Origin of the sequence: Pseudomonas sp. P7759, assembly GCF_013386445.1 — a bacterium.
In the GTDB taxonomy this organism is placed as follows: domain Bacteria; phylum Pseudomonadota; class Gammaproteobacteria; order Pseudomonadales; family Pseudomonadaceae; genus Aquipseudomonas; species Aquipseudomonas azotoformans_A.
Genome location: NZ_JACART010000005.1, coordinates 59,589 through 81,358 on the forward strand (window position 1 = coordinate 59,589; position 21,770 = coordinate 81,358).

Consider the following 21,770-nt stretch of genomic DNA (forward strand, 5'->3'; position numbering starts at 1 on the left):
ATGCGCCAATTCCTGGTGTTCCAATCCCTGTGGGCGATGCAAACCGAACCTGGCGCCCTTGACGCCCAACTCGACCGCATCCAGGCCGCCGGTTTTGACGGCATTACCGACCATTACTGGCAGCCTGCCGATGTTGCCCGTTTGCACGCGGCGGCTAGCTCAAGAGGTTTGCAGATCGAGGGCCAGTTGTTTCCGCAATCGGTGGATGACCTGGCCGCCGCACTGGATGTGATCAGTCGCTACGGCTGCCACCACCTCACCCTGCAAGCCGACGTGCGCCCGCGCACCCAAGCCGAGGCGGCCCGGTTGATCGAAGGCTGGCAACGCCTGGCCGAGCAGGTGGACTTTCCGGTGTTGCTGGAAACCCACCGTTATCGCCTCACCAATGACCTGCTGTTCACCCTTGACCTGCTGGCGCAAATGCCGGACTTGAAGCTGCTGGCCGACCTGTCCCACTACGTGGTCGGGCGTGAACTGCCCGAGCCCGGCGCGCCTGAAGACGACGACCATATCCGCACGATTTTGCGCCACAGCTGGGGTTTCCACGGCCGCGTCGCCAGCAGCGAGCAGGTGCAAGTCTCCCTGGACTTTCCCCAGCACCAAGCCTGGGTACAGCGTTTTACCCAGTGGTGGCGCTACGGGATTGAGGACTGGCTGGCCCGGCCCGACACGCCGCAGAGCCTGTCTTTCACCTGTGAACTGGGCCCGCCGCCCTATGCGATTACCGACGCGGACGGCCGCGAAATCAGTGATCGCTGGGCCGAAGCGCTGAAGATGCAGGCGCTGATTCGCGACGTGTGGGAGAGCTGTCAGGCATGATCAACTCAACAGCCCGGTGCTGACCGCCACAATCAGGAAGATCCCCAGCAACGCGCGATAGATCACGAACGGCCAGGTGGAGAACCGCTCCAGGAACTTCATCAGGCCCCAGATCGCAAAAAACGCCGAGAGGCTCGCGACCACCAGGCCGAACAGCAAATGCGGCCAGGCATGGGCCGGCATGTCGGCGTGCAGCAGCACCCACAGTTCTTTCAAGCCGGCGAGGGCGATGGCGGGCAAGCCGAGCAGGAAGGAGAACCGCGCGGCTTCCTCACGCTTGAAGTTGAGGAACAGCGCGGCGGTCAACGTAGAACCAGACCGCGAAACCCCTGGAATCAGCGCGCCAATCTGGGCAATGCCCACGATCAACGCATCCCGCAGGCGCATCTCGCTCACCTCGCGGGTGTGGCGTGCGCGCACTTCGGCCACCGCCAGCAGTACGGCCATGACCACGCAGGAAATACCGATCACCATCAACCCGCGCAACGGTGAGTTGCAGGCGTTCAGGGTCGAAGACAGCGCCAGGCCGGCAATGCCGATGGGGAGGGTCGCCAGCACAATCGCCACCGCCAGCTTGAACCAGCGATCGTTGTAGTCACCTCTGCGCACGGCGTCGATGCTGCCGGTGGTCACCTGGCGCACATCCCGCCAGAAGTAACTGACCACCGCCGCCAGCGCCGCCAACTGCATGGCCGCGGAGAATGCTGAACCGGGGTCCTGCCAGCCGAGCAGGGCGGGAACTACACGCATATGGGCGGTGGATGACACCGGCAGTAGCTCGGTAATGCCCTGGATCACGCCCAGGATGAAGATTTGCAGGTAGTCCAGGGAGGCAAAACCCACGTCCAGGCCGGCGGTACAGGCGTTTGTCAAAATACGTGTCCTTGAAAGAGAGCGGAAATTTCGCGGAGTTTATTCGAAATGTTTCAGGGTTTTGGTAGAGGCAACACCTATTTGCAATCGGTTCAGCAAGTAGAAAGGTTGGCCGCTCTCTTGGCCTGCCGCCAGGTTTTGTGAACAATGGTGGCCTGTGTTTTTTCACCGAGAGTCTCATGCCCGAAGTCACCGTCGAATTGATCCAGACCGGCCCGGAGCACGCCGAGCTGATCCGTAATCTTTACCAGTACTACGCCTATGAATCCTCTGACTGGGAACAGGAAGATGTGGAGGCCGATGGCCGTTTCTACATCCATGACGAACACCTGGTCCGTTACTGGCAGGACCCGCAATGGAGCGCCAACCTGCTGTTGGTAGATGGCTATATCGCGGGCTTCCTGTTGATCGAAGGCAGCGAACTGCCGGGCATCGATGCCCTGGAGCTGGCCGATCTGTTCGTCCTCAAGCGTTACCGCCGCAAAGGCATCGGCCGCGCCATCGCCAGCCAGGTGCTGTGCAGTGGCGAGGCTGATTGGCTGGTGCGCTTCTATGATCAGGATGAAGTGTCCCAAGCGTTCTGGCGCACGGTGCTGGATAACCTGCCGCGTCCGGTGCAGACGATTGAGCTGGAGGATGACCCGCAGCTGGTGAGTTACCTGATTACGCGGGCGGCACTGCATTAAACGCCTGCTGCATCACCTGCGGCGGCTGCCCGAACGCCCTTAAGAACGCTTGACGCATGCGCTCGCGATCACCAAACCCGGTTTCGCGGGCGACCACCTCGACCGGGTGGCGACTGGTTTCCATCATCGCCCGCGCCGCCTCTACCCGCAGCGACTCGATGGCCTTGGCCGGCGTTTGCCCGGTCTCTTCGCGGAATACCCGACTGAACTGACGCGGGCTGAGGCGGGCGACATCGGCCAGCGCATCTACCGACAAGTCGTGGGTCAGGTTCTCGCGGGCATAGGCCAAGGCCAGTTGCACGCGGTCCGACTTGGGGTCCAGTTCCAACAGCGCCGATAGCTGCGATTGTTCACTGCCACGGCGTTGGGCGATCACCAGTTTGCGCGCAATGCGTCGGGCCAGATCGCTGCCCAGGTCGTTTTCCACCATGGCCAACGCCAAGTCCACCCCGGCACTCATGCCGGCGCCGGTCCACACCTGGCCGTCCACCACGAACAGCTTGTCTTCTTCCAAATGAATGTGCGGATAGCGCTTGCGAAAGGCCGGCGCGTGAATCCAGTGGGTGGTGGTGCGCTTGCCTTCCAGCAAGCCTGCTTCGGCCAGCACGAAGATGCCCATGCACAACGAGGCGACGCGTCGCGACTGGGCGGAGGCGGCCTTGACCAGTTCCAGCAGGTTGGCCTCTGGCAGGCGGAACTCCAGGTAGCCGCTGACGATGAGGGTGTCGTAGCCCTCCGGCCGGATCGGCGTGGTGTTCACCGAAAAGCCCTGGGACGTCATCACCGCGCCGCCGCTTTCCGACACCAGGTGAAACTCATAGGCCGGCTCGCCACGCAACAGGTTCGCGCACTCGAACACCGAGCCCAGGCTGAGACTCAAGGACTGGAAGTTCGGGTAAACCATCAGCGCAACGCTGTGCATCGCATGTCTCCGGGTGGGGGGAGCAGAGATTGTCGGCGGCTGCCGGGAAAACGGCAACCGACTTTGGCGCATGTCCGAAATCCTTGCGGATCTGACATTGTGCGAGTTTGCCCAGGCTCCTAACATTCTCTCAACGCACTAGACGACTGGTCTAATCCGATGAGCAGCGAAACTAAAACAGTACGCCAGAGCATTCTCGACACGGCGCAATTGATTGTTGGCCGCAAAGGTTTTTCTGCGGTGGGCCTGAACGAAATACTGCAAACCGCCGAAGTACCCAAAGGTTCGTTTTATCACTACTTCACCTCCAAAGATGCGTTCGGCGTTGTATTGCTCGACCACTACTTCGACAACTACGTGCAGGGCATGCAGCAACTGTTCGACCTGCCGGGTTTAACCCAGCACGCCAAGTTGATGGCTTATTGGCAATGCTGGATCGACAACCAGACCGGCTGCACCGACGCGGGCAAATGCCTTGCCGTCAAACTCGGTGCGGAGGTGTCAGACCTTTCAGAGCCGATGCGCCTGGCCCTGCAACGCGGCACTGCACGCACCATCGGGTTGCTGGCCGAGGCCTTGCAGCAGGGCGTCGAAGACGGCTCGGTAGCGATTACGCAACACCCGGACATCCTGGCCCAGCGCCTGTATGCGTTGTGGTTGGGGACCAGCGTCATGAGCAAGATCACCCGTACTACGGCGCCTTTTGATGAGGCGTTGGGGTTGACCCGGCAGTTGTTGGGTCAGCCGCAAGAAACTGACATTCACACCTATCGAGGCACTGGAAAATGAAAGTATTAATGGTACTGACCTCTCACGACCAGCTTGGCGATACCGGGCGCAAGACCGGCTTCTGGCTCGAAGAGTTTGCTGCACCCTATTACGCGTTCAAGGACGCCGGCGCCGAGATCGTGCTGGCTTCACCGGCCGGCGGCCAGCCGCCATTGGACCCGGTGAGTGATCTGCCGGACTTCCAGACCGAACAGACGCACCGTTTCGCCGCCGACCCGGCTGCCCAGCAAGCCCTGGCCTCCACGGTGAAACTGGACTCGGTCAACGCCGACGATTTCGACACCGTGTTCTACCCAGGCGGCCACGGCCCGCTGTGGGACCTGGCGGAATCGCCGGTGTCGATCGCGTTGATCGAGTCCTTCGAGCGCGCTGGCAAGCCGATCGGTTTTGTCTGCCACGCACCGGGCGCGCTGCGTCACGTCAAGGCGGTCAATGGTGAGCCGCTGGTCAAGGGCCGTCGCGTCACCGGGTTCTCCAACTCGGAAGAGGCGGCGGTGGAGTTGACCGATGTGGTGCCGTTTCTGGTGGAAGATGAATTCAAGAAGTTGGGCGGCCTTTATGAAAAAGGCGCTGACTGGCAGTCCTTTGTCATTACCGATGGCTTGTTGGTTACCGGGCAAAATCCTGGCAGTTCCAGTGATGTCGCTAAAGCCTTGCTGAAACTCACCGCTTAATTAATTAGACCGCTGAATTCATTGGCGACTTTTATAAGTCGCCAATGCTTTAGCGCGTCCAGAATTTGGAAATCCTTAAATGACTGACAATGTTTTAAGTACCCCAGTAAAGTTGGGTCACCATACGCTGCGCAACCGTATTGTCTTGCCGCCGTTGACACGCCAGCGCAGCGCCCAACCGGGTGATATCGCCACCGACTTGATGGCCGAGTATTACCGCCAGCGGGCCAGTGCCGGTTTCATGGTCAGCGAAGGCACGCAGATCGAGCCGCGTGGCCAAGGCTATGCCTGGACACCGGGCATCTACACCCCCGCGCAGATCGACGGCTGGCGCAAGGTCACCGATGCGGTGCATGCCGAGGGTGGGGTGATCTTTGCCCAGTTGTGGCATGTGGGGCGGGTGTCCCATAACGCTTTGCAGCCTGAAGGGGCGGCGCCGGTTGCACCGTCGGCCCTGCAGGCCCTGCAAGCCAAAGCCTTTATAGAAACGGGGTCGGGCGAGGGTGAGTTGAAACAGCCGCCGGTGCCACGTGCGTTGGCTACGCAAGAGGTCAAGGACTTGGTTGGGCATTATGCCCAGGCGGCACGCAATGCGCTGGATGCGGGGTTTGACGGGGTGGAAATCCATTCGGCCAATGGCTACCTGGTGAACCAGTTCATCTCGGCCCACGCCAATCAGCGTGACGATGAGTACGGTGGTTCGTTGGAAAACCGCCTGCGTTTTCTGCGCGAGATCGTCGAAGCAGTGAGCGCGGTGGTCGGGCCGGAACGCCTGGGCGTGCGTTTCTCGCCGTTGTTCAGCGGCACCGATCAGGACCGTGTGTACATCGGCCTGGTGGAAGACGACCCGCACCACACCTACATCGAAGCCATCAAGGTGCTGGAAGCGTCGGGCATCGCCTACGTTTCCATCGCCGAAGCCGACTGGGACAACGCACCCGACTTGCCTGAATCGTTTCGCCGTGCCGTGCGCGAGACGTTCAGCGGGCGGATCATCTACGCCGGCCGCTACACCGCAGAGCGCGGTGCGCGGTTGGTCGAAGCGGGGCTGGCGGACTTGATCGCGTTCGGGCGGCCGTTTATCGCCAACCCGGATCTGCCGCAGCGGCTGTTCAATGGGTGGCCGTTGAATCCGCTGCGGGTGGACGGGATGTACGGTGGTGGTGCAGAGGGCTATATCGATTACCCGGTTTACGCTGGATAATCAGGCAACCCGCAACACAATCTTGCCAATATGATCGCCACCCTCCATCCGCGCATGTGCCTGATCGGCCTGGGTGTAGTCGAACACCTGGTCGATCATCGGCAGGCAGCGCCCGGCTGACAGCACCGGCCATACGTGCTCGCGCAGTTGGTCGGCAATCGCGGCTTTCTCTGCCTTGGTCCGTGCGCGCAGCAGCGAACCGGTGACGATTGCGCGTTTGCCGAGAATGGTCAGCAAGTCCACCTCATTGGCCTTGGCACCGCCGAGGAACCCCAGCATCACCAGGCGGCCGTCCATCGCCAGCGCCTTGAGGTTGTTGTTGAGGTAGGAGGCTCCCATGATGTCGAGGATCACATTCACGCCTTGATCACCGATCACCTGGGCGAAATCCTGTTCGCGATAGTTGATTGCTTCCGCGCCCAGGGCACGAATGGCCGCACATTTTTCTTCGCTGCCAGCAGTGGCAAATGCCTGGATGCCGAACTCGCGGCACAGCATCAGTGCGGTGGTGCCGATACCACTGGTGCCGCCGTGGATCAGCACACGCTGGTCCTTGTGGGCGCCGCCGATGCCGAACAAGTTGGCCCACACGGTAAAGAAGGTTTCCGGAATGGCCGCCGCTTGAATCCAGTCCATGCCTTCGGGAACTGGCAATGCCTGGCTGGCGGGCACTGCGCAGTATTGGGCGTAACCACCGCCATTGGTGAGGGCGCAAACTTTGTCACCGACGGTGTACTCGGTCACGCCATCACCCAGCGCTACCACTTCACCCGCCACTTCCAGGCCGGGGATCGGGCTCATGCCGGGTTTCATCGGGTACTTGCCGGCGCGCTGCAAGGCGTCCGGGCGGTTGACGCCGGCGGCGTGCACGTGGATCAGGATCTCGCCGGGAGCTGCAACCGGCACATCGGCCTGGCGGGGTTGCAGCACTTCAGGCCCGCCAGGGGTGGTGATTTCGATCAGGGTCATTTCTTGAGGAAGTGTCATTTCAGGATACCTGCAGCGATGAGCGTAGGGGTTGGGACCGTGTCGAGCGGTCGACGGTTCAGCATAATCATACCCAGCTCCAGGGCCAGTGCGACCACGATGGCGCCTGCTGCGATCATGAACAGCAGCGCGTGCTGGCCGCCGCTGCTGTTGAACAGGGCGGAGTAGGCAAACCCGGACAGTGCCTGGAACGTCGCAAAGGATACAGTGGCGCGGCTCCATGCCACCTGTTGCTGGTGATGGTTGGGCAGCAGTTCATGTACCCGCGCCAATGCCAGGGGCACAATGCCCGGCGGAAAGGAACCGAGGATGACTGCCAGCACCGCCAGGGCGGTAAACGAACCGGCAATCGGCAGCAGGCCGACTGCAATCGCCTGCACCACCAGCACCACGCGAATACTCCAGCGCCCGCCGAGTTTATCGGCGAGGAACCCGTAGGAGACCGGGCCCACAATCGCGCCCAGGCCGTACATCACCCAGATCATCGCGCCGACATGCGCACCGGCACCCAAGCCACGGGCCACGTAGTCCACCAGAAATACCATCGCTGGCACCAGGCCCGCCGCCATAAACGCGTATTGGGTGAACAACAGGTAAACGCCAGCGGGTGTCTGTGCCGAGGTGTCCGGCGCTGCCGATGCTTGAGGCTGCGAGCCGGCGGGCCAGGCGAACCAGCTGGCAGCCGTCAATACCAGCGCCAACAGGCCCAGGCCAAACCAGGTCTGCTGCAGGCCCAGGCTCAACAACGGCGGCACCAGCGTGCCGGAGCCCGCAATGCCCAGGCCGATGCCCAGGAAGATCGCGCCACTGGCCAGGCCGCGACGTGCCGCCGGAACATGGGGCAGTACAGTGGCGGCCACCAACACCATGATTGCGCCGCCGGCGATCCCCGATAGCAGGCGCCAGGCGAAGAACCACACCACCGACAGCGGGAAGCCGCAGGCAAAGAATGCGAGTGTCACCGCCACCATCATGATGCGCAGGGCGGTTTTATTGGAGGTGTGTTGAGCGATGGGGCGGCCGATCAGCGCACCAATCAAGTAGCCCACCAGGTTGGCGGCGCCGAGGTAGACCACGTCGTTCGCGGAAAACCACTGGGCCTGGATCAGGGTCGGAATCAACGGTGTATAGGCAAACCGCGCCAGACCGATGCTGACCAGGCTGGCACACAGGCCGGCGAAGATCGGCAGCCAGGCTGAGCGGCGAGGTGATGCGTGGGTATCGAGCATGATGGCTGTCCTGAAGTTTTTTCTCTGGGGCCAGCATAGCCAGGTTGAGTGATGTAATAATGCTGCGATTTGGCACGGGTGCGATGCATATTCGCAGCACTGGAGAAACCAATGAATTGGGACGATGCGCGGGTGTTCCTCGCAGTGTGCCGGGCGTCCACTCTACGCGGCGCCGCCAGGGTGTTGGGCGTGGATCAGGCGACGGTAGGCCGACGGATCAATGCCCTGGAAAAATCGTTGGGCGCCACCTTGTTCCTGCGCACTTCCGAGGGCTATGCGCTGACGGCTGTTGGCGAGGCTGCCGTGCGCTCGGTAGAGAACATGGAACGCTCGGCGCTCGACCTGGAACGCCAGATCCTGGGCCTGGATGATCGCCTGACCGGCACCGTGCGCGTCAGCACCACTGACTCCCTGGCCATCGACTTCCTGATCCCGGCCATTGCCCGCCTGCACGACAAGCACCCCGATGTGCGCGTACACCTGGACGCCTCCACCCAGATCCTCAGCCTGGCCAAGCGTGAGTCTGACATTGCCGTGCGCAACACCCGCCCGGACAACCCAGACCTGATCGCCCGGCGCATTGCCCGTTGGCCGGTAGGATTGTTTGCCTCCCAGGCATACATCGACCGTCACGGCGTGCCCGCCCCGGGCAGCCTGTTCGAGGGCCATGACCTGGTGGTTTACCAGCCCTACCTGCAAGCCCAGAAAGACCTGACCCTGGTCTCCGAGCCCGTGGGTCGCGGCCGCATTGTCGCGGCCTTGAGTTCCAGCTTGTTGGTACGCCGTTCCATTGCTGCGGGCATCGGCATCGGTGAAATACCGGTCTATACCGGCGAGCGCGATGGGTTGGTGCGCTTATGGCCTGACCGTACGCGGCCTTCGCCCTATGACGTGTGGCTAGTGACCCACGCCGACTTGCGCCACACCGCACGGGTGCGGGTGGTGATGGAGGAGATCGTCACGGCGTTTGCCGGCACGGGGGCGTGAGGTCAGCACAGGCTTGCAAGCGTGCGGGTGCCTCTGTCGACACAATCGAGCGTTGTGTCCACTAAAAGAGAGCACCTATGAACGCATCAAAATATCCGGACCTGGGGCTGTTGTTTCTGCGGGTCTGTGGGGCGCTGTTCCTGTTGTGGGTGCATGGATTGCCCAAGCTGCTCAACTACAGCGAGCAATTGAAGCAGATCGAGGATCCGTTTCATCTGGGAACGACGGTCACGTTGGTGCTGGCGATTTTCGCCGAAGTGCTGTGCCCGCTTTTGATCATTGTCGGGGTGCTGGTGCGCCTGGCATGCCTGCCGATCCTGTGTGTGCTGCTGATCGCCTTGCTGGTGGTACACCCGGAATGGACGCTGCTCGAAGCGCAGTTCGGCTGGCTGCTGTTGATCATTTTCACCACGTTGGTGATCAGCGGTCCAGGGCGTCTGGTACTGACTCAGCGTTTCTCTTGAGCAAAAAAAGGCCGGGCAAGCCCGGCCAAACAAGGAGAGGATGGTTGAGGTATTTCAGCGGTTGAGGAACGCCAGCAGGTCTTCATTCAACTGCTGCGTATGGGTGGCAGCAAACCCGTGCGGCGCGTCCTTGTACACCTTCAACTCGGCACCTTTGATCAGCTCGGCCGCGACTTTACCGGTGGTTTCGAACGGCACGATCTGGTCGCCATCGCCATGGATCACCAGGGTCGGCACGTCGATCTTGGCCATGTCCGGGCGGAAGTCGGTTTCGGAGAATGCGGTGACGCAGTCCACCGTCGCCTTGAGGGACGCCTGCAGGGCGATTTGCAACGTCTGGGTCTGCACGCCTGCGGAGACGACCTGACCTTTGTTGAGGCCATAGAATGGCGTGTTGAAATCGCTGATGAATTGCGCACGGTCCTTCAGCAATTCAGCCTTGAAGCCGGCGAACACGTCGAGGGGCACACCCTGCGGGTAATCGGCTTGCTGGCCGAAGATCGGCGTCACCGCACCCAGCAACACCAGGCCGGCCACACGCGCGCTGCCATGGCGTGCGATGTAGCGCGCCACGTCGCCGCCGCCCATGGAGAAGCCCACCAGGGTCACGTCCTTGAGGTCCAGGTGCTCGATCAGTTGGGCGATATCGTCGGCGAAGGTGTCGTAGTCGTTGCCGGTCCACGGCTGGTCCGACCGGCCGAAACCACGGCGGTCGAACGCGATGGTGCGAAAGCCACGACTGCTCAGGTATTCCATCTGGTATTCCCACATATCGGCATCCAGCGGCCAGCCATGGCTGAACAACACGGGTTTACCGCTGCCCCAGTCCTTGAAGTAGATCTGGGTACCATCTTTGGCAACGAATGTGCTCATGGAAAACTCCTGGGAGGGTGGAAAGAGAATGCTGGCTCACTATTGCGTTAAACCGGACGAAGGGCTTGTACGCCTGTGCTCGGTTGACGGTTGGGCGTCTATGCTGTGCGCGGGCATCACCTCCTATTCGCCGTTGCACCACTGGAAGCCACGCTGCCTGAAACAGATACATCTAATGGGGGAGCGGGCTCGCCACAGCAGCCCGCACACATTTTGGGTCCAGAGCAGGCTTCAGGCCGAAAGGTGTTCGTACAGAATCGTCGCACCTACCAGCATCAGCACCACACCCCCGACCATCTCTGCCCGTTTGCCCACCACGGTGCCCAGCACCCGCCCAAGCATCATGCCAAGGGTCACCATGGTCATGGTCGCCAGGCCAATCGCCGCCGCTGCCACCAGGATATTCACATCGACAAACGCCAGGCCCACGCCTACCGCCAGTGCATCGATGCTGGTGGCGAACGCCGTCACGGCGAGGATCATGAAGGAATGCTGGGTCGGCTTCTCGGCCTCTTCATCATCGGCTTTCAACCCGTTCCAGATCATGTGCAGGCCCAGGCCGACCAGCAAGGTAAAGGCGATCCAGTGGTCCCAGTTTTCCACCCAGCGGGTGGCGGCATGACCGATGGCCCAGCCGATCATCGGCGTGATGGCTTCGATCACACCAAAGATCAGGCCGGCGCGCAGGGCTTCGGTAAGACGGGGTTTGTGCAGGCTGGAGCCTTTGCCGATGGCCGCTGCAAAGGCGTCGGTCGACATGGCCAGGGCCAGGAGGATCAGGGAAATGGGGTTCACGGTCAGGCTTCCAGTCGGGCTATGGGACACAACGACACCGCCATGCGCCCGACTTCAGGCATGGGATGTCGCTGGTCTCACCAACCGAAAAGACGGTGTTCGCACCACGGCAGATTGCCGAATATGTTGATACGAACGCTTCCAACAGGGTCAGAAGCCGGTTACTCCCCAACGAGGAGGGCGATCATAGGTGGGCGGATATGAAAATTCTGTCAACGCTTTCAAGGCCGCTGCGGTTTGACCGATGTGCCAAAGGTATTGCCCATGCGCACGCTGGTCGCCGCCGGGGTGGACAAACCCACTGCATTGGGCGGCCGTTTTTCCACGGGGATGTTCTGGGCTTCGCGGTTTTTCTTCGCCGCCTTGGTCGCATTGGTGTCGTTGCCCATCTGCTGGCTGAGGCAGCCATAGTCGGGCGCCTTGTAGCCATCCACGCTGACTTCGGCGCACGTGCCGGCGGCGTTTTCGGCGTGGGCGAGCACGGGCAGGGCAGCGCACAGCAACAGGCTGGCGAGGGTCGGTAACAGCTTCATCGGGCCTCCTGGCAGGCCCTGAGGAGTGGGCCGGTTAGGCTTGAAAGTGTAGTGCAGCGGGCTTCTCGTCACCGTGATGTTTTTTTTGCTATCACCGTAACATCAGGTTCATAAACTGGCCTCAGGATGACGGTTTTTAGGGCGCGTCGGCCGTGCAGCGATGCAGAGCAGGGGGTGAACAGGGAGTCTGGAGGCGCGTCATGTGCGCCCTGGTCTTGCTGTTGCTGCTGGCCGGCGGTCGTATGGCGCAGGCAGAGTCACCGCTGCTGTCGTTGAACCTGCCGGCGCAAGACCTGGAACACGCACTGCAAGCCTACAGCCGCGCCACCGGGATGGCGGTGCTGGTGGACCGCGAGTTGACGCGGGGCCGGCGCTCCATCGGGGTACGCGGGCGCTTTACGGCGCAAGAGGCACTGGCGATGTTGCTGACAGGGAGTGGCCTGATGGCACGTTATGCACGCAGCGATGCGTTTACCTTGCAGACCCCGCAGGTCAGCCAGCCACCGCCCACAAAGGGGGCGGCGGCACGCAGCGCCGCGCGGATCAACAACAGCTACGCGACGGCACTGCAGCAAGCCATCGAGACCAGCCTGTGCCGCTCGCCGCTGACCCGGCCCGGCAGTTTCCGGGCCTTGGTGCAGGTGTGGGTCAACCCGGATGGAGTGATTGAACACAGTCGGTTGGTCAGCTCCACCGGCGATGAACAACGCGATGAAGCACTGGTACGCAGCCTGAGCGCGGCCCGAGTCCAACGCCCGGCACCGAGCTCACTGCGCCAACCGGTGACTTTACTTTTGATGCCCGACACAACAGGAATGCGCATGGAATGCACAGCAGCGAAAGGAGCCTGGGGCGGATGAAAAATACCGGGCACAGTGCGATGGTCAGCTTGTTCCTGGCCTCCTACGAAGACTTCAAGGTGCGTTTGCGCAAGCGCCTGGGCTCGGAAGACCTGGCCAACGACGTGCTGCACGAAACCTACTTGCGGGTCGACCGCATGGACGTGCCGCCCAACCTGCAACAACCCAACGCCTACCTCTACCGCATGGCCTTGAACATCGCCGCCGACCGCCGCCAGGCCGACGCGCGCCTGCTCACCGGCAGCGAAGTGGAAGAAGTGCTGCAAAGCGCCGACGAAGCCCAGGACCCGTCGCGGGTGGTGGGCGGCCAGAAAGAAATCCAATCCCTGGTCAAGGCGCTCTACGAACTGCCGGCCCGTCGCCGCAAAATCCTCATCGCCGCCCGCCTGGAAGAGGCGCCGCACCTGGAGATTTCCCAGCGTTTCGGCATCTCCACGCGCATGGTCGAGAAGGAAATCAAGGCCGCCCTGGGCCACTGTGCCAAGCGCCTCGAAAGAAAAGTGATTCAGCGGTTCGGTCCCGGGGCCGGAAAACCGTCTTAGTGTCGAGTCCCTGATAAATCCGTGAGTACGTGCGCGCTTGAATATTTTCAGCTTCCCCACCGCCCGGCCATCCGCCGCCAGCCCCCTGCACGATGAAGCCCGCGACTGGCTGCTCCTGCTGACTTCGGGCCGCGCCACCGTGGCCGATGCCAAGGCGCTCAAAGCCTGGTGCGCGCAGAGCCCCGAGCATGCCCAGGCATTCGAGCAGGCCAAGGTGCTGTGGCAGCAACTCACACCGGCCCTCGACCAGGTGGCGCAACCGCGCAGCTTTGGTCGGCGCGCGTTTTTGGGCGGCGCGATTGCCGCTTCGGCAGCCGTGGTGATGGTGCGCGTCGGCGTGCCGGGTGGCTTTGCCGGACTCACGGCGGACTATCGCACCGAAGTCGGTGAGCAACGCCAAGTGCTGTTGAGCGAAGGGATCAGCCTGGAACTCAACACCCAGACCCGCATCAGTCGGGTGGGGCAGGGCATTGAACTGGTCGAAGGTGAAGTCGAAGTGATCGCCCACGTTGCCCAACCGCTCAAGGTCCAGGCCGGTGATGGTTGGGTGAGCGCGGCGCAGGCACGCTTCAACGTGCGCAACACCGACCACAACGTGTGCGTGACCTGTATCGAGGGCTCGCTCTCGGTGGATATCGCCGGACGCAGTGTGCGCCTGGATGGCGGTCGGCAACTGACCTATGGCGTTGCTGGCGTCAGTGAAGTGACCACGGTAGACACCCAGGCGGTCGTGGCCTGGCGTGAACAGATACTGGTGTTCAACAACGCCACGCTGGCGACGGTGGTGGACGAAATCAACCGCTACCGGCCGGGCATGCTGTTACTGCTCAACAAAGCGTTGGGCCAGCGCCGGGTGCAGGCGCGGTTCAGTTTGCAGCAGTTGGCGGGCGTGGCGTTGTTGATTCGCGATGCGTATGGGGCCAAGTGCACGGAGTTGCCGGGTGGGGTGGTGTTGTTGAGTTAATTCAAAGACCTCAACGGCCCTACCACCTGCCGGTACTTTTCCACGCCCTGAGGCGTCTGCCGCACCAGGCTGATTTCCAGTCCCAGCGGGTCCTCCCGACGATTACCGCTCAATTGTCGCCATCCCTTGTCCGCGTCCCACACTCGCACCTGCAGGTCACTCACACCGGTCAACACCACCACCCCATCTTTCGCCGCCGGCAGCGGGTATCGGTCCCGCGCCGGGGCGGCTGCGCGATACAGCGAGTCACCCTTGAGCCACCAGCGCACGCGTTGCAGCCCATCCCCGGCCATCGGGGCGCTGCGGATCACGTCCAGCCTGAAGCCCTTGCTGTCGGAGCTGCGTACGGTCACGGCGGCCAGCCCTTCGGTTTTGGGCGTCTGGTCTTGCGCCCTATCGGTTGCAACCAGCTCCACACTGGCGCGCAAGCTGATGTCGCGCTGCATCTGGTTCAGCGCCCGTAGCAACACCTCGGTCTGCTCGCTGCTCGCCTGCAAATGCTGATCGGCGCGCGTCACACTGTCCAGCCCGCGCCAGGCGATCAGGCTGACCACCGCCATGAGCATGATCGCCACCATCACTTCGATCAGGGTGAAGCCTTGCTGGGACCTGTTCATGGTTGACTCACCACGCGCATCAAACCCGCAGCGTCGCGTTGCAGGCTGAGGCTGTGCTGCCCATCGGACAGCACCACCCGCAACGGCGGGTTGATCCACTCGGCATTGAGTACCAGGGTTTGCCGGGGTTCGATGTTGATCTGCATGGGCGTGCTTTCCCAGAGGCGCGGGCGCAGTTGGGTGTCGCCCTGGAAGGACTCCACGCTCGTCCCGTCATCGCTGCGGCGGATGAAGCGAAAGCCCTTGGCATCCGCACGCCAAGTGATGGGGCGACCGTCTGCGTGGGCTTCGGCCTGGGCCACCTGCAGCAACTGGCTCAGGCGCTCGGCGTCTTTGCGCAGCAGGTGCAGCGGGTCGGGTTTGATCGTGAGGCTGATGGCGGCACTGGCGATGCCGATGATCACCAGCACCACCATCAGCTCGATCAGAGTGAAACCTTGCTGTTTCATCGCGGGCTTCCTGGAGAACTGGGGAGTCTGTGAAATAAAAGCGTGCGAATTGATCTGTAGGCTGGTGCGACGGACAAACAGGAGGTCCTCCCCATGGCATTTGCCCCTCGTTTCACCCTGGCCCACGGCGTGCAGGCGCTGGGGGTGCTGGCCGCCCTGGCGGGCGTGGCGGTATGGACGCCGCTGCTGCTGACCACGGCAGAATCCCACACGCCCCAAGCCACGCCCCAGGCACTGGCGGCGCGCAGCGATAACCCGGCGCTGCAATGGTTTTCCAATGCGCCGACGGCGCTGCAAGTCAAAGTCACTGGCGTGTTGGCAGGCGCCCGTGGTGCGGTGGCGATCCTGAGTCTCAACGACGGCCCGCCGCGCAGCTTTCTAGTGGGTGAACGCCTCAGCCCCGGCGTGCGGCTGACCGCCATCCAAGGTGACGGTGTGGAAATCGAACGCGGTGGTGAAAAGCTGCGCGTCAACCTCGACAAGTTGCCGGACGGCCCAGCGCTGCCGCTGCTCACTCGGCCATGACCTGGGTGTCCAGCCGCGCCAGGGGCGGCGCTTCGCGGCTGGCGTCGAGCACCTGCAGGTTGACCTGAAACAGGCGGCCATCGGCGTTGATGGTCTGCTCGCAACGTAATTTCAGGCGGCCTTGATCACACTCGAAGGTCTTCTTGCCACCCCGCAAATGCCCCTCCAGCCGCAGTTCCGCCAGGCGGCTCTGCGCCGCCAGCAACGCGATGGATTTATCCCGCAGCAAACCGTTGCTCTGGGTCATCAACCCGGCCACGCGCACGGCGGCGGCCATGGCCACGGCAATGATCGCCAGCGCCACCAGCACCTCGATCAGGGTAAAACCTTGCTCCTTGCGACGGCCGTACATGGCGCTCTCAAAGCCGGGAAACAGGCCCGCAGACTAGCGCTGGCAGTTGACCGATTGGCGACTGAAACTCCCGAGGATTTTCAATACGACTGACATGTGTTCTTGCAACACTGCGGCTCGAATTGCACTCAAGCCAAGGAATGTCGAGATGGATATCGCGCGCCTAACGTCCCCATTGCCAGGCCCTCGCGGGCAGCGTGGCTTCACCTTGATCGAGATCATGGTGGTGGTGGTCATCCTCGGGATCCTGGCCGCCATGGTGGTGCCCAAGGTGCTGGACCGGCCGGACCAGGCACGCGCCACGGCGGCCAAGCAGGACATTGGTGGGTTGATGCAGGCGCTGAAACTCTATCGCCTCGACCACGGTTCCTACCCCAGCATGAACCAGGGATTGAAAGTGCTGGTGGAGCGCCCGGCGGACGCGAAGAACAGCAACTGGCGCGCCTACCTTGAACGCTTGCCCAACGATCCTTGGGGCAACCCTTATCACTACCTCAACCCAGGCGCCAACGGTGAGGTCGACGTGTTCTCCCTCGGTGCCGACGGCCAGCCAGATGGCGATGGCGTGAATGCCGATATCGGCTCCTGGCAGTTGTAAGGCCCACCATGAAACGGTATTCGCCCCCAGCGGCGAAGCAGCGCGGCATGGCGATTATCAGCGCCTTGCTGATCGCCGCAGTGGTCGCCGTGTTGGCCGGCGCCATGCTCACGCGCCAGACCGTGTTCACCCGTGGTCTGGAAGCCGAGCAACTGCGCATCCAGGGGCAATGGTTGTTGCAGGGCGGCCTTGAACGCAGCCGGCAGATGCTCTGGGACGCACGTCAGAAGGACGTGTTGACCCGCCTTGACCAGGCCTGGGCCCGCGCCCAACGTGGCGACTTCGAAGGCCGGATCGAGGATGAGCAGGGCAAGTTCAACCTGCGCAACCTGGTCAATCGCCAGCAGGTGGATGCCGAGCAGTTGCAGAGCTTTGAGCGGCTGTGCCGGTTGATCGGCGTCGACCCGGCGGTGAGCCGGCGCATCAGCCAGCGGGTGATTGCCTCTTATGAACCGCCCGCCAAATACCCGATGCTTCGCAGCCTGGATGACCTGAGCGGCATCGAAGGCCTCGACCCCATGGTGTTGCAGCGCATGCACGCCTATATCAGCGTGTTGCCCGGCCCTACGTGGGTCAACGGCAACACCGCCAGCGCCGAAGTGCTCAGCGCGGTGGTGCCGCAGCTCAGCCTGTCCCAGGCCCACGGGTTGGTGGCTGAGCGTGATAGCGGGCAGTGGTTCATCAACCGCGGGGATTTCGTCAACCGCCTGCGCTTGCCCCAAGTGGCCGTAGACTCAGTGCAGGTGGGCATTACCAGTGAATGGTTCCGCGTGCAGGGCCAGGCGCGGCGTGAACAGCGACGGGTGACGATCGATGCCTTGTTGCATCGTCCTGAAGACCGTCAGCCGCGCGTGATCTGGTCGCGGGTGGGCGTATGAAACGCCTGCGCATCGGTTTGCCGCCGCTGGATCAATTGACCGCACAAAGCCAAGTCAGATTTGCCTGGCTGGAGCGCGGCGCAGTCATTGAAGAAGGGTATGAAAGCCTGGCGCAGTTGGCTAAATCGCGCCAGGCGATGGACTGTTTCCTGCACCCGCGCGACAGCCTGCTCACCAGCCTGGAGCTGCCCCCGCTACCCGCTGCGAAAACGGCGGCGGCCGTGGCCTGCGCCGCGCAGGCGCTGATCCTCGGCCCGGTTGAGCAGATGCAGGTGGCCCATGGCCCGCGCGAAAGCGATGGCCGCGTGCAAGTCGCGTGGGTGCCCAAGGCCGGGTTGGAGCGGCTCGCGCAACTACCACTCAAGCTGCGCGGGCTTTACCCGGCACCCTTTGCCTTACCGGTAGGTGCTGCGGCGTTGGATGACGGCTATCTGTTGACACGTGACAGTCTGCAACAAGGCACGGTGCACCCGCTCGGCTTGCAGGCGCTGGAGAGGCCACTGGTTGACGCGGCGCAGCGTTGGAGTGGCGCGGTACCCACGTGGGGCTTGCACGGCCGCCTCAGCCAACCCTCAACGGTTGGATGGGGCCGGGCGCTCGCCTGTGTCGCGCTTGCCACCGCCATCTGGACCCTTGGCCTCAACCTGTACGCCGCGCGTCAGGTGGAGGAGGGCCAACGCCTTAAAGCGTTGATGAGCCAACAGGTGCGCCAGGCGTTTCCCGAGCTGCCGGTGGTGCTCAACCCCTTGCAGCAAGCCCGTCAGCAATTGGCCGCCCGCCAGACCGGTGCGGCCGCCGATCCCGGCCAACGCTTTACCAGCCTGTTGCAACTGGCCGGCAGCAACCTGCCATTTATGGTCGGCAGCGTCGACAACCTGAGCTTTGAACAGGGCAGCTTGCACGTTGAACTGCTCGCCGACAGCCGTAACCCGGCCGCCGAGGGTGAATGGCAGGCGGCGCTGGCGCAGGCCGGGTTTACCGCCAGCCGCAATGAGCAGGCCTGGACGATTGCCCCGGCCCAGCCCGCAGAAAAGCCAGGAGCCGGCGATGAATAAAGTGCAGCGACTGCGCAGCCAGGCTTCGGTGTTCTGGAGCGGCCTGGCCTTGCGCGAAAAACGCCTGTTAGGCGGTGCCGGGCTGGTGCTGGCGAGTTTGCTGACCTGGCTGGTGCTGGTGCAGCCCGCGCTGAAGAAGATCGATTACTGGCAGGCCGAAACCCCCAAGCTGCGCGCCCAGGCCGCAGCCTTGCAGGTGCTGTTGCAGGATGTCGCCGCGCCCAGGCAAGGCGACGAAACCACGTTGCGCCAGACCTTGGATAGCGCAGGTCTGCAAGGCCATTACCAGTTGCAGGCGCTGGAACCCACGGGTTGGCGGCTGACCTTCGATAACGCCCCGGCCGATGCCGTGGTGGGGTGGCTGCTGGGCAATGCCCGTTCGTTTTCCCTGGAGGTGTCCGAGGCGCGATTGCAACGCAGGCTCGACACCGTCGACAACTCGGCCGGCACTGTGTCCGGGACCGTTCGCATGGATCAGGCGCTTGGCGCTAAGGAAGCTTCATGAAGTGGTCAGTTCCCCCGTTTCGTCTGGTCGCGCCGTTGCTGGTGCTGGCCCTGAGCGCATGCAGCAGCCAGCAGGCCACCAAGCCGTTGCTGGTGGACAGCGAACTCGGCCAACCGCTTGCCGATACGCGCAGCAGCGGCGAGACCTTGCAGGATCGCCTGCGCGAACCGGCCCCCAAAGCCCCCGTGCAACACCGGGTCACCAACAGCGCACGCGGCCACGCCCCGGCGGTGGTCAAGGCACGCAATCCATTGGGTGACCAGCCGGTTCAGCTCAACTTCGTCGACGCCGATATCCAGGCGGTGGTGCGCGCGCTGTCCCGCGCCACCGGCCAGCAATTCCTGGTGGACCCGCGTGTGAAGGGCAACCTCACCCTGGTCAGCGAAGGCCAGGTGCCGGCGCATCAGGCCTACGACATGCTGCTGGCGGCGCTGCGCATGCAGGGCTTCAGCGTGGTTGACGTCGGCGGCGTGGCCCAGGTGGTGCCCGAAGCCGATGCCAAATTGCTCGGTGGGCCGATCTACAGCGCCGGCAGCAGCGGCATGCAGACGCGCACCTTCCGCCTGCAATATGAGAACGCGGTGAACCTGATCCCGGTGCTGCGGCCCATCGTGTCGCCGAACAACCCGATCAACGCCTACCCCGGCAACAACAGCATCGTCATCACCGACTACGCGGAAAACCTGGCGCGGGTGGCGCAGATCATCAACGGCATCGACACGCCCAGCGCCATCGACACCGACGTGGTGATGGTGCAGAACGGCATCGCCGTGGACATCGCCGCCATGGTCTCCGAACTGCTGGAAACCCAAGGCGCCGACCAGACCCAGAAGATCAACGTGATCGGCGACCCGCGTTCCAACTCGATCATCATCCGCTCCGGCAGCCCGGAGCGCACCGAGCTGGCGCGCAACCTGATCTACAAGCTCGACAACGCCCAGAGCAACCCCAGCAATATGCACGTGGTGTACCTGCGCAACGCCCAGGCGGGCAAACTGGCCCAGTCACTGCGTGGGTTGCTGACCGGTGAAAGCGATTCCGGCGTCAATGACGACGCGCGTGGCAAGCTCAGCGCCATGGGCGGCAATGGCAAGAACACCCAAGGCGCGAGCAACGCGCAAAACAGCAGCGGTACCCCTACCGGCAGTGGTGTGCAATCCGGTTATGGGCAGTCCACGGGTTCAACGGCTAACACCAACGGTACGGCTAATGATCAAGACACCGCGTTCAGCGCCGGCGGCGTGACCATCCAGGCCGACGCCACCACCAACACCTTGCTGATTTCTGCGCCGGATCCGCTGTACCGCAACCTGCGTGAAGTGATCGACATGCTCGACCAGCGCCGCGCCCAGGTGGTGATCGAAAGCCTGATCGTAGAAGTCGGCGAAGACGATGCCACTGAGTTCGGCGTGCAGTGGCAAGCCGGGAACCTCGGTGGCAAGGGCGGGTTTGGTGGCGTGAACCTCGGCGGCAGTGGCGTGAACAGCACGCCGACCAGCAAGACCAGTATCGATGTCTTGCCCAAGGGCCTGAACGTGGGGTTGGTCAATGGCACCGTGGATATTCCCGGTATCGGCAAGGTGCTCGACCTCAAGGTGTTGGCGCGTGCGTTGAAGAGCAAGGGTGGCACCAACATTCTGTCCACGCCCAACCTGCTGACCCTGGACAACGAAGCAGCGAGTATTTTTGTGGGGCAGACGATTCCGTTTGTCACCGGCAGCTATGTGACTGGCGGCGGGGGCACCAGCAACAACCCGTTCCAGACGGTACAGCGTGAGGAGGTGGGGCTGAAGCTGAATGTGCGGCCGCAGATTTCCGAAGGCGGTACGGTGAAGCTGGATATCTATCAGGAGGTCAGTACGGTTGATGCGCGGGCTTCGGTGGAGGCCGGGACGGTGACCAACAAGCGGGCGATCGATACCAGTATTTTGCTGGATGACGGGCAGATCATGGTGCTCGGTGGGTTGCTGCAGGATGGGTATAGCCAGAGTAATGATGCGGTGCCGTGGTTGTCGGATATTCCGGGGTTGGGGGCGTTGTTCAGGAATGAAAAGCGCAGTGTGAACAAGACCAATCTGATGGTGTTTTTGCGGCCTTACATTATCCGGGACAGTGGGGCGGGGCGCAGTATTACGTTGAATCGGTATGAGTTTATGCGGCGGGCGCAAGGGGGGTTGCAGCCGGAGCATAGTTGGGCGATGCCGGATGTGCAGGCGCCGCAGTTGCCTTCGGTGGAGAAGGCGATTCCCGGGGGGCAGCAGCAGGGGCCTCGGGCGGTGATTCGGGCGGTGCCTAAGTGAGCGTACATATCCGTTGCTGCGGTAACGGCCACTTAGGGTTCCGCTCTTACAGCGGGTCACTTTTGGCAAACGCCCCAAAAGTAACCAAAAGGTCTTCGCCCCACCACTCGGCACCTCGCCTAGGCTCGGTGTGCCCTCACTCCGGCTTGAATCCGTGGGCCGCCGCAATGGGCCATCCATGGCCCAGTGCGGCTAACCCGGCGTCCTGCCGGGTTACCCACGGATTCAAGCCTGCGTTCGGCCAGCGTGGTTTTACGGGGCGCCGAAGATCAAAAGCCAAAGCAAAAGCA

At 62.7% G+C, this 21,770-nt stretch carries 26 protein-coding genes; 16 read left to right on the plus strand and 10 right to left on the minus strand.

All coding sequences use genetic code 11. The features are described from left to right. Complete coding sequence (locus HX823_RS05805; RefSeq protein WP_177074367.1) at positions 1 to 819, plus strand: sugar phosphate isomerase/epimerase; 819 nt, start codon at positions 1 to 3, stop codon at positions 817 to 819. On the opposite strand, the gene HX823_RS05810 is transcribed toward HX823_RS05805, so the two are convergent. Continuing rightward, complete coding sequence (locus HX823_RS05810; RefSeq protein ID WP_038841804.1) at positions 820 to 1,692, minus strand: undecaprenyl-diphosphate phosphatase; 873 nt, start codon at positions 1,690 to 1,692, stop codon at positions 820 to 822. 179 nt (positions 1,693 to 1,871) lie between these two features. Here HX823_RS05810 and HX823_RS05815 point away from each other — a divergent pair, with 179 nt between their 5' ends. Then, positions 1,872 to 2,378 (plus strand): GNAT family N-acetyltransferase, encoded by a 507-nt coding sequence (locus HX823_RS05815; protein WP_016980128.1) that lies wholly within the window; start codon positions 1,872 to 1,874, stop codon positions 2,376 to 2,378. On the opposite strand, the gene HX823_RS05820 is transcribed toward HX823_RS05815, so the two are convergent. After that, on the minus strand, positions 2,356 to 3,300 hold the full coding sequence (locus tag HX823_RS05820; RefSeq protein ID WP_033903177.1) for a GlxA family transcriptional regulator: 945 nt from the start codon (positions 3,298 to 3,300) through the stop codon (positions 2,356 to 2,358). The two genes, HX823_RS05815 and HX823_RS05820, sit on opposite strands and share 23 nt — an antisense overlap. A 159-nt stretch (positions 3,301 to 3,459) precedes the next feature. On the opposite strand from HX823_RS05820, the gene HX823_RS05825 reads away from it, so the two are divergent. The 3 genes from HX823_RS05825 to HX823_RS05835 all read left to right on the plus strand — a co-directional run bounded on the left by HX823_RS05825 (position 3,460) and on the right by HX823_RS05835 (position 5,967). Beyond that, on the plus strand, positions 3,460 to 4,089 hold the full coding sequence (locus HX823_RS05825; RefSeq protein WP_177074368.1) for a TetR/AcrR family transcriptional regulator: 630 nt from the start codon (positions 3,460 to 3,462) through the stop codon (positions 4,087 to 4,089). Beyond that, a complete protein-coding gene (locus HX823_RS05830) occupies positions 4,086 to 4,763 on the plus strand; it encodes a type 1 glutamine amidotransferase domain-containing protein (protein WP_038841760.1) in 678 nt (225 codons plus the stop codon). Before HX823_RS05825 ends, HX823_RS05830 begins: the two co-directional genes overlap by 4 nt. Before the next feature lie 79 nt (positions 4,764 to 4,842). Next, positions 4,843 to 5,967, plus strand: coding sequence for an alkene reductase (locus HX823_RS05835; protein WP_177074369.1), 1,125 nt, complete (start codon positions 4,843 to 4,845; stop codon positions 5,965 to 5,967). On the opposite strand, the gene HX823_RS05840 is transcribed toward HX823_RS05835, so the two are convergent. Then, positions 5,968 to 6,954 (minus strand): NAD(P)H-quinone oxidoreductase, encoded by a 987-nt coding sequence (locus tag HX823_RS05840; protein WP_177074370.1) that lies wholly within the window; start codon positions 6,952 to 6,954, stop codon positions 5,968 to 5,970. Continuing rightward, entirely contained in the window at positions 6,951 to 8,183 is a 1,233-nt protein-coding gene (locus HX823_RS05845; protein ID WP_177074371.1) for a YbfB/YjiJ family MFS transporter, read from the minus strand. The genes HX823_RS05840 and HX823_RS05845 overlap by 4 nt, the downstream gene beginning before the upstream one ends. A 111-nt stretch (positions 8,184 to 8,294) precedes the next feature. Here HX823_RS05845 and HX823_RS05850 point away from each other — a divergent pair, with 111 nt between their 5' ends. Then, positions 8,295 to 9,170 (plus strand): LysR family transcriptional regulator, encoded by an 876-nt coding sequence (locus HX823_RS05850; RefSeq protein WP_177074372.1) that lies wholly within the window; start codon positions 8,295 to 8,297, stop codon positions 9,168 to 9,170. Between the two features lie 77 nt (positions 9,171 to 9,247). After that, entirely contained in the window at positions 9,248 to 9,634 is a 387-nt protein-coding gene (locus HX823_RS05855; RefSeq protein ID WP_038841776.1) for a DoxX family protein, read from the plus strand. A gap of 54 nt (positions 9,635 to 9,688) precedes the next feature. Here HX823_RS05855 and HX823_RS05860 read toward each other — a convergent pair whose 3' ends face one another. The 3 genes from HX823_RS05860 to HX823_RS05870 form a co-directional block, all read right to left on the minus strand. Next, the gene (locus HX823_RS05860; RefSeq protein WP_095016658.1) at positions 9,689 to 10,507 is read right to left on the minus strand and encodes an alpha/beta fold hydrolase; all 819 of its coding nucleotides are present in this window, start codon (positions 10,505 to 10,507) and stop codon (positions 9,689 to 9,691) included. Positions 10,508 to 10,738: 231 nt separating this feature from the next. Then, on the minus strand, positions 10,739 to 11,302 hold the full coding sequence (mntP, locus tag HX823_RS05865; RefSeq protein ID WP_038841780.1) for a manganese efflux pump MntP: 564 nt from the start codon (positions 11,300 to 11,302) through the stop codon (positions 10,739 to 10,741). A 221-nt stretch (positions 11,303 to 11,523) separates the two neighbouring features. Further along, positions 11,524 to 11,835, minus strand: a complete 312-nt coding sequence (locus HX823_RS05870; RefSeq protein WP_033903185.1) for a hypothetical protein — start codon at positions 11,833 to 11,835, stop codon at positions 11,524 to 11,526. Between the two features lie 200 nt (positions 11,836 to 12,035). Between HX823_RS05870 and HX823_RS05875 the strand changes: the two genes are divergently transcribed. From HX823_RS05875 to HX823_RS05885, 3 genes are read left to right on the plus strand one after another with little or no spacing between them, the layout of a single operon-like run. After that, the gene (locus tag HX823_RS05875) at positions 12,036 to 12,695 is read left to right on the plus strand and encodes a TonB family protein (RefSeq protein WP_051422269.1); all 660 of its coding nucleotides are present in this window, start codon (positions 12,036 to 12,038) and stop codon (positions 12,693 to 12,695) included. Continuing rightward, complete coding sequence (locus HX823_RS05880; RefSeq protein WP_177074373.1) at positions 12,692 to 13,237, plus strand: RNA polymerase sigma factor; 546 nt, start codon at positions 12,692 to 12,694, stop codon at positions 13,235 to 13,237. The genes HX823_RS05875 and HX823_RS05880 overlap by 4 nt, the downstream gene beginning before the upstream one ends. Before the next feature lie 37 nt (positions 13,238 to 13,274). After that, a complete protein-coding gene (locus HX823_RS05885) occupies positions 13,275 to 14,201 on the plus strand; it encodes a DUF4880 domain-containing protein (RefSeq protein ID WP_177074374.1) in 927 nt (308 codons plus the stop codon). Here the strand turns inward: HX823_RS05885 and HX823_RS05890 are convergent. Next, the gene (locus HX823_RS05890) at positions 14,198 to 14,818 is read right to left on the minus strand and encodes a type II secretion system protein GspJ (RefSeq protein ID WP_177074375.1); all 621 of its coding nucleotides are present in this window, start codon (positions 14,816 to 14,818) and stop codon (positions 14,198 to 14,200) included. The two genes, HX823_RS05885 and HX823_RS05890, sit on opposite strands and share 4 nt — an antisense overlap. Continuing rightward, positions 14,815 to 15,267 carry a type II secretion system minor pseudopilin GspH gene (gene gspH / locus HX823_RS05895; protein WP_177074376.1) on the minus strand — a complete coding sequence of 151 codons (453 nt, stop codon included), beginning with the start codon at positions 15,265 to 15,267 and terminating at the stop codon, positions 14,815 to 14,817. Before gspH ends, HX823_RS05890 begins: the two co-directional genes overlap by 4 nt. Before the next feature lie 93 nt (positions 15,268 to 15,360). Between gspH and HX823_RS05900 the strand changes: the two genes are divergently transcribed. After that, complete coding sequence (locus tag HX823_RS05900; RefSeq protein ID WP_033901549.1) at positions 15,361 to 15,792, plus strand: type II secretion system protein N; 432 nt, start codon at positions 15,361 to 15,363, stop codon at positions 15,790 to 15,792. Here the strand turns inward: HX823_RS05900 and gspI are convergent. Then, complete coding sequence (gene gspI / locus HX823_RS05905) at positions 15,779 to 16,144, minus strand: type II secretion system minor pseudopilin GspI (protein WP_033901550.1); 366 nt, start codon at positions 16,142 to 16,144, stop codon at positions 15,779 to 15,781. The genes HX823_RS05900 and gspI overlap by 14 nt on opposite strands. Before the next feature lie 148 nt (positions 16,145 to 16,292). Here gspI and gspG point away from each other — a divergent pair, with 148 nt between their 5' ends. The 5 genes from gspG to gspD are packed head-to-tail and all read left to right on the plus strand — an operon-like array spanning position 16,293 to position 21,480. Then, positions 16,293 to 16,742: a type II secretion system major pseudopilin GspG gene (gene gspG / locus HX823_RS05910; protein WP_033901551.1), complete on the plus strand. Its 450-nt coding sequence runs from the start codon at positions 16,293 to 16,295 to the stop codon at positions 16,740 to 16,742. 8 nt (positions 16,743 to 16,750) lie between these two features. Beyond that, positions 16,751 to 17,620: a type II secretion system minor pseudopilin GspK gene (gene gspK / locus HX823_RS05915; RefSeq protein ID WP_161630235.1), complete on the plus strand. Its 870-nt coding sequence runs from the start codon at positions 16,751 to 16,753 to the stop codon at positions 17,618 to 17,620. Continuing rightward, positions 17,617 to 18,675, plus strand: a complete 1,059-nt coding sequence (gspL, locus tag HX823_RS05920) for a type II secretion system protein GspL (protein WP_038845776.1) — start codon at positions 17,617 to 17,619, stop codon at positions 18,673 to 18,675. The genes gspK and gspL overlap by 4 nt, the downstream gene beginning before the upstream one ends. Then, positions 18,668 to 19,180 (plus strand): type II secretion system protein GspM, encoded by a 513-nt coding sequence (gspM, locus tag HX823_RS05925; RefSeq protein WP_177074377.1) that lies wholly within the window; start codon positions 18,668 to 18,670, stop codon positions 19,178 to 19,180. Before gspL ends, gspM begins: the two co-directional genes overlap by 8 nt. Beyond that, on the plus strand, positions 19,177 to 21,480 hold the full coding sequence (gene gspD / locus HX823_RS05930; protein ID WP_177074378.1) for a type II secretion system secretin GspD: 2,304 nt from the start codon (positions 19,177 to 19,179) through the stop codon (positions 21,478 to 21,480). The genes gspM and gspD overlap by 4 nt, the downstream gene beginning before the upstream one ends. Positions 21,481 to 21,770 lie beyond the last annotated feature (290 nt).

Bases quoted from the DNA above. Each gene is read 5' to 3' on its own strand.
- gspM (WP_177074377.1), top strand. From the start codon at position 18,668: ATGAATAAAGTGCAGCGACTGCGCAGCCAGGCTTCGGTGTTCTGGAGC.
- HX823_RS05880 (WP_177074373.1), top strand. From the start codon at position 12,692: ATGAAAAATACCGGGCACAGTGCGATGGTCAGCTTGTTCCTGGCCTCC.
- gspG (WP_033901551.1), top strand. From the start codon at position 16,293: ATGGATATCGCGCGCCTAACGTCCCCATTGCCAGGCCCTCGCGGGCAG.
- HX823_RS05845 (WP_177074371.1), bottom strand. From the start codon at position 8,183: ATGCTCGATACCCACGCATCACCTCGCCGCTCAGCCTGGCTGCCGATC.
- HX823_RS05825 (WP_177074368.1), top strand. From the start codon at position 3,460: ATGAGCAGCGAAACTAAAACAGTACGCCAGAGCATTCTCGACACGGCG.
- HX823_RS05890 (WP_177074375.1), bottom strand. From the start codon at position 14,818: ATGAACAGGTCCCAGCAAGGCTTCACCCTGATCGAAGTGATGGTGGCG.
- HX823_RS05830 (WP_038841760.1), top strand. From the start codon at position 4,086: ATGAAAGTATTAATGGTACTGACCTCTCACGACCAGCTTGGCGATACC.
- HX823_RS05870 (WP_033903185.1), bottom strand. From the start codon at position 11,835: ATGAAGCTGTTACCGACCCTCGCCAGCCTGTTGCTGTGCGCTGCCCTG.
- HX823_RS05855 (WP_038841776.1), top strand. From the start codon at position 9,248: ATGAACGCATCAAAATATCCGGACCTGGGGCTGTTGTTTCTGCGGGTC.
- gspL (WP_038845776.1), top strand. From the start codon at position 17,617: ATGAAACGCCTGCGCATCGGTTTGCCGCCGCTGGATCAATTGACCGCA.
- gspK (WP_161630235.1), top strand. From the start codon at position 16,751: ATGAAACGGTATTCGCCCCCAGCGGCGAAGCAGCGCGGCATGGCGATT.
- HX823_RS05860 (WP_095016658.1), bottom strand. From the start codon at position 10,507: ATGAGCACATTCGTTGCCAAAGATGGTACCCAGATCTACTTCAAGGAC.
- HX823_RS05850 (WP_177074372.1), top strand. From the start codon at position 8,295: ATGAATTGGGACGATGCGCGGGTGTTCCTCGCAGTGTGCCGGGCGTCC.
- HX823_RS05815 (WP_016980128.1), top strand. From the start codon at position 1,872: ATGCCCGAAGTCACCGTCGAATTGATCCAGACCGGCCCGGAGCACGCC.
- HX823_RS05875 (WP_051422269.1), top strand. From the start codon at position 12,036: ATGTGCGCCCTGGTCTTGCTGTTGCTGCTGGCCGGCGGTCGTATGGCG.
- gspD (WP_177074378.1), top strand. From the start codon at position 19,177: ATGAAGTGGTCAGTTCCCCCGTTTCGTCTGGTCGCGCCGTTGCTGGTG.
- gspH (WP_177074376.1), bottom strand. From the start codon at position 15,267: ATGAAACAGCAAGGTTTCACTCTGATCGAGCTGATGGTGGTGCTGGTG.
- HX823_RS05805 (WP_177074367.1), top strand. From the start codon at position 1: ATGCGCCAATTCCTGGTGTTCCAATCCCTGTGGGCGATGCAAACCGAA.
- HX823_RS05840 (WP_177074370.1), bottom strand. From the start codon at position 6,954: ATGACACTTCCTCAAGAAATGACCCTGATCGAAATCACCACCCCTGGC.
- HX823_RS05900 (WP_033901549.1), top strand. From the start codon at position 15,361: ATGGCATTTGCCCCTCGTTTCACCCTGGCCCACGGCGTGCAGGCGCTG.
- HX823_RS05835 (WP_177074369.1), top strand. From the start codon at position 4,843: ATGACTGACAATGTTTTAAGTACCCCAGTAAAGTTGGGTCACCATACG.
- HX823_RS05820 (WP_033903177.1), bottom strand. From the start codon at position 3,300: ATGCACAGCGTTGCGCTGATGGTTTACCCGAACTTCCAGTCCTTGAGT.
- gspI (WP_033901550.1), bottom strand. From the start codon at position 16,144: ATGTACGGCCGTCGCAAGGAGCAAGGTTTTACCCTGATCGAGGTGCTG.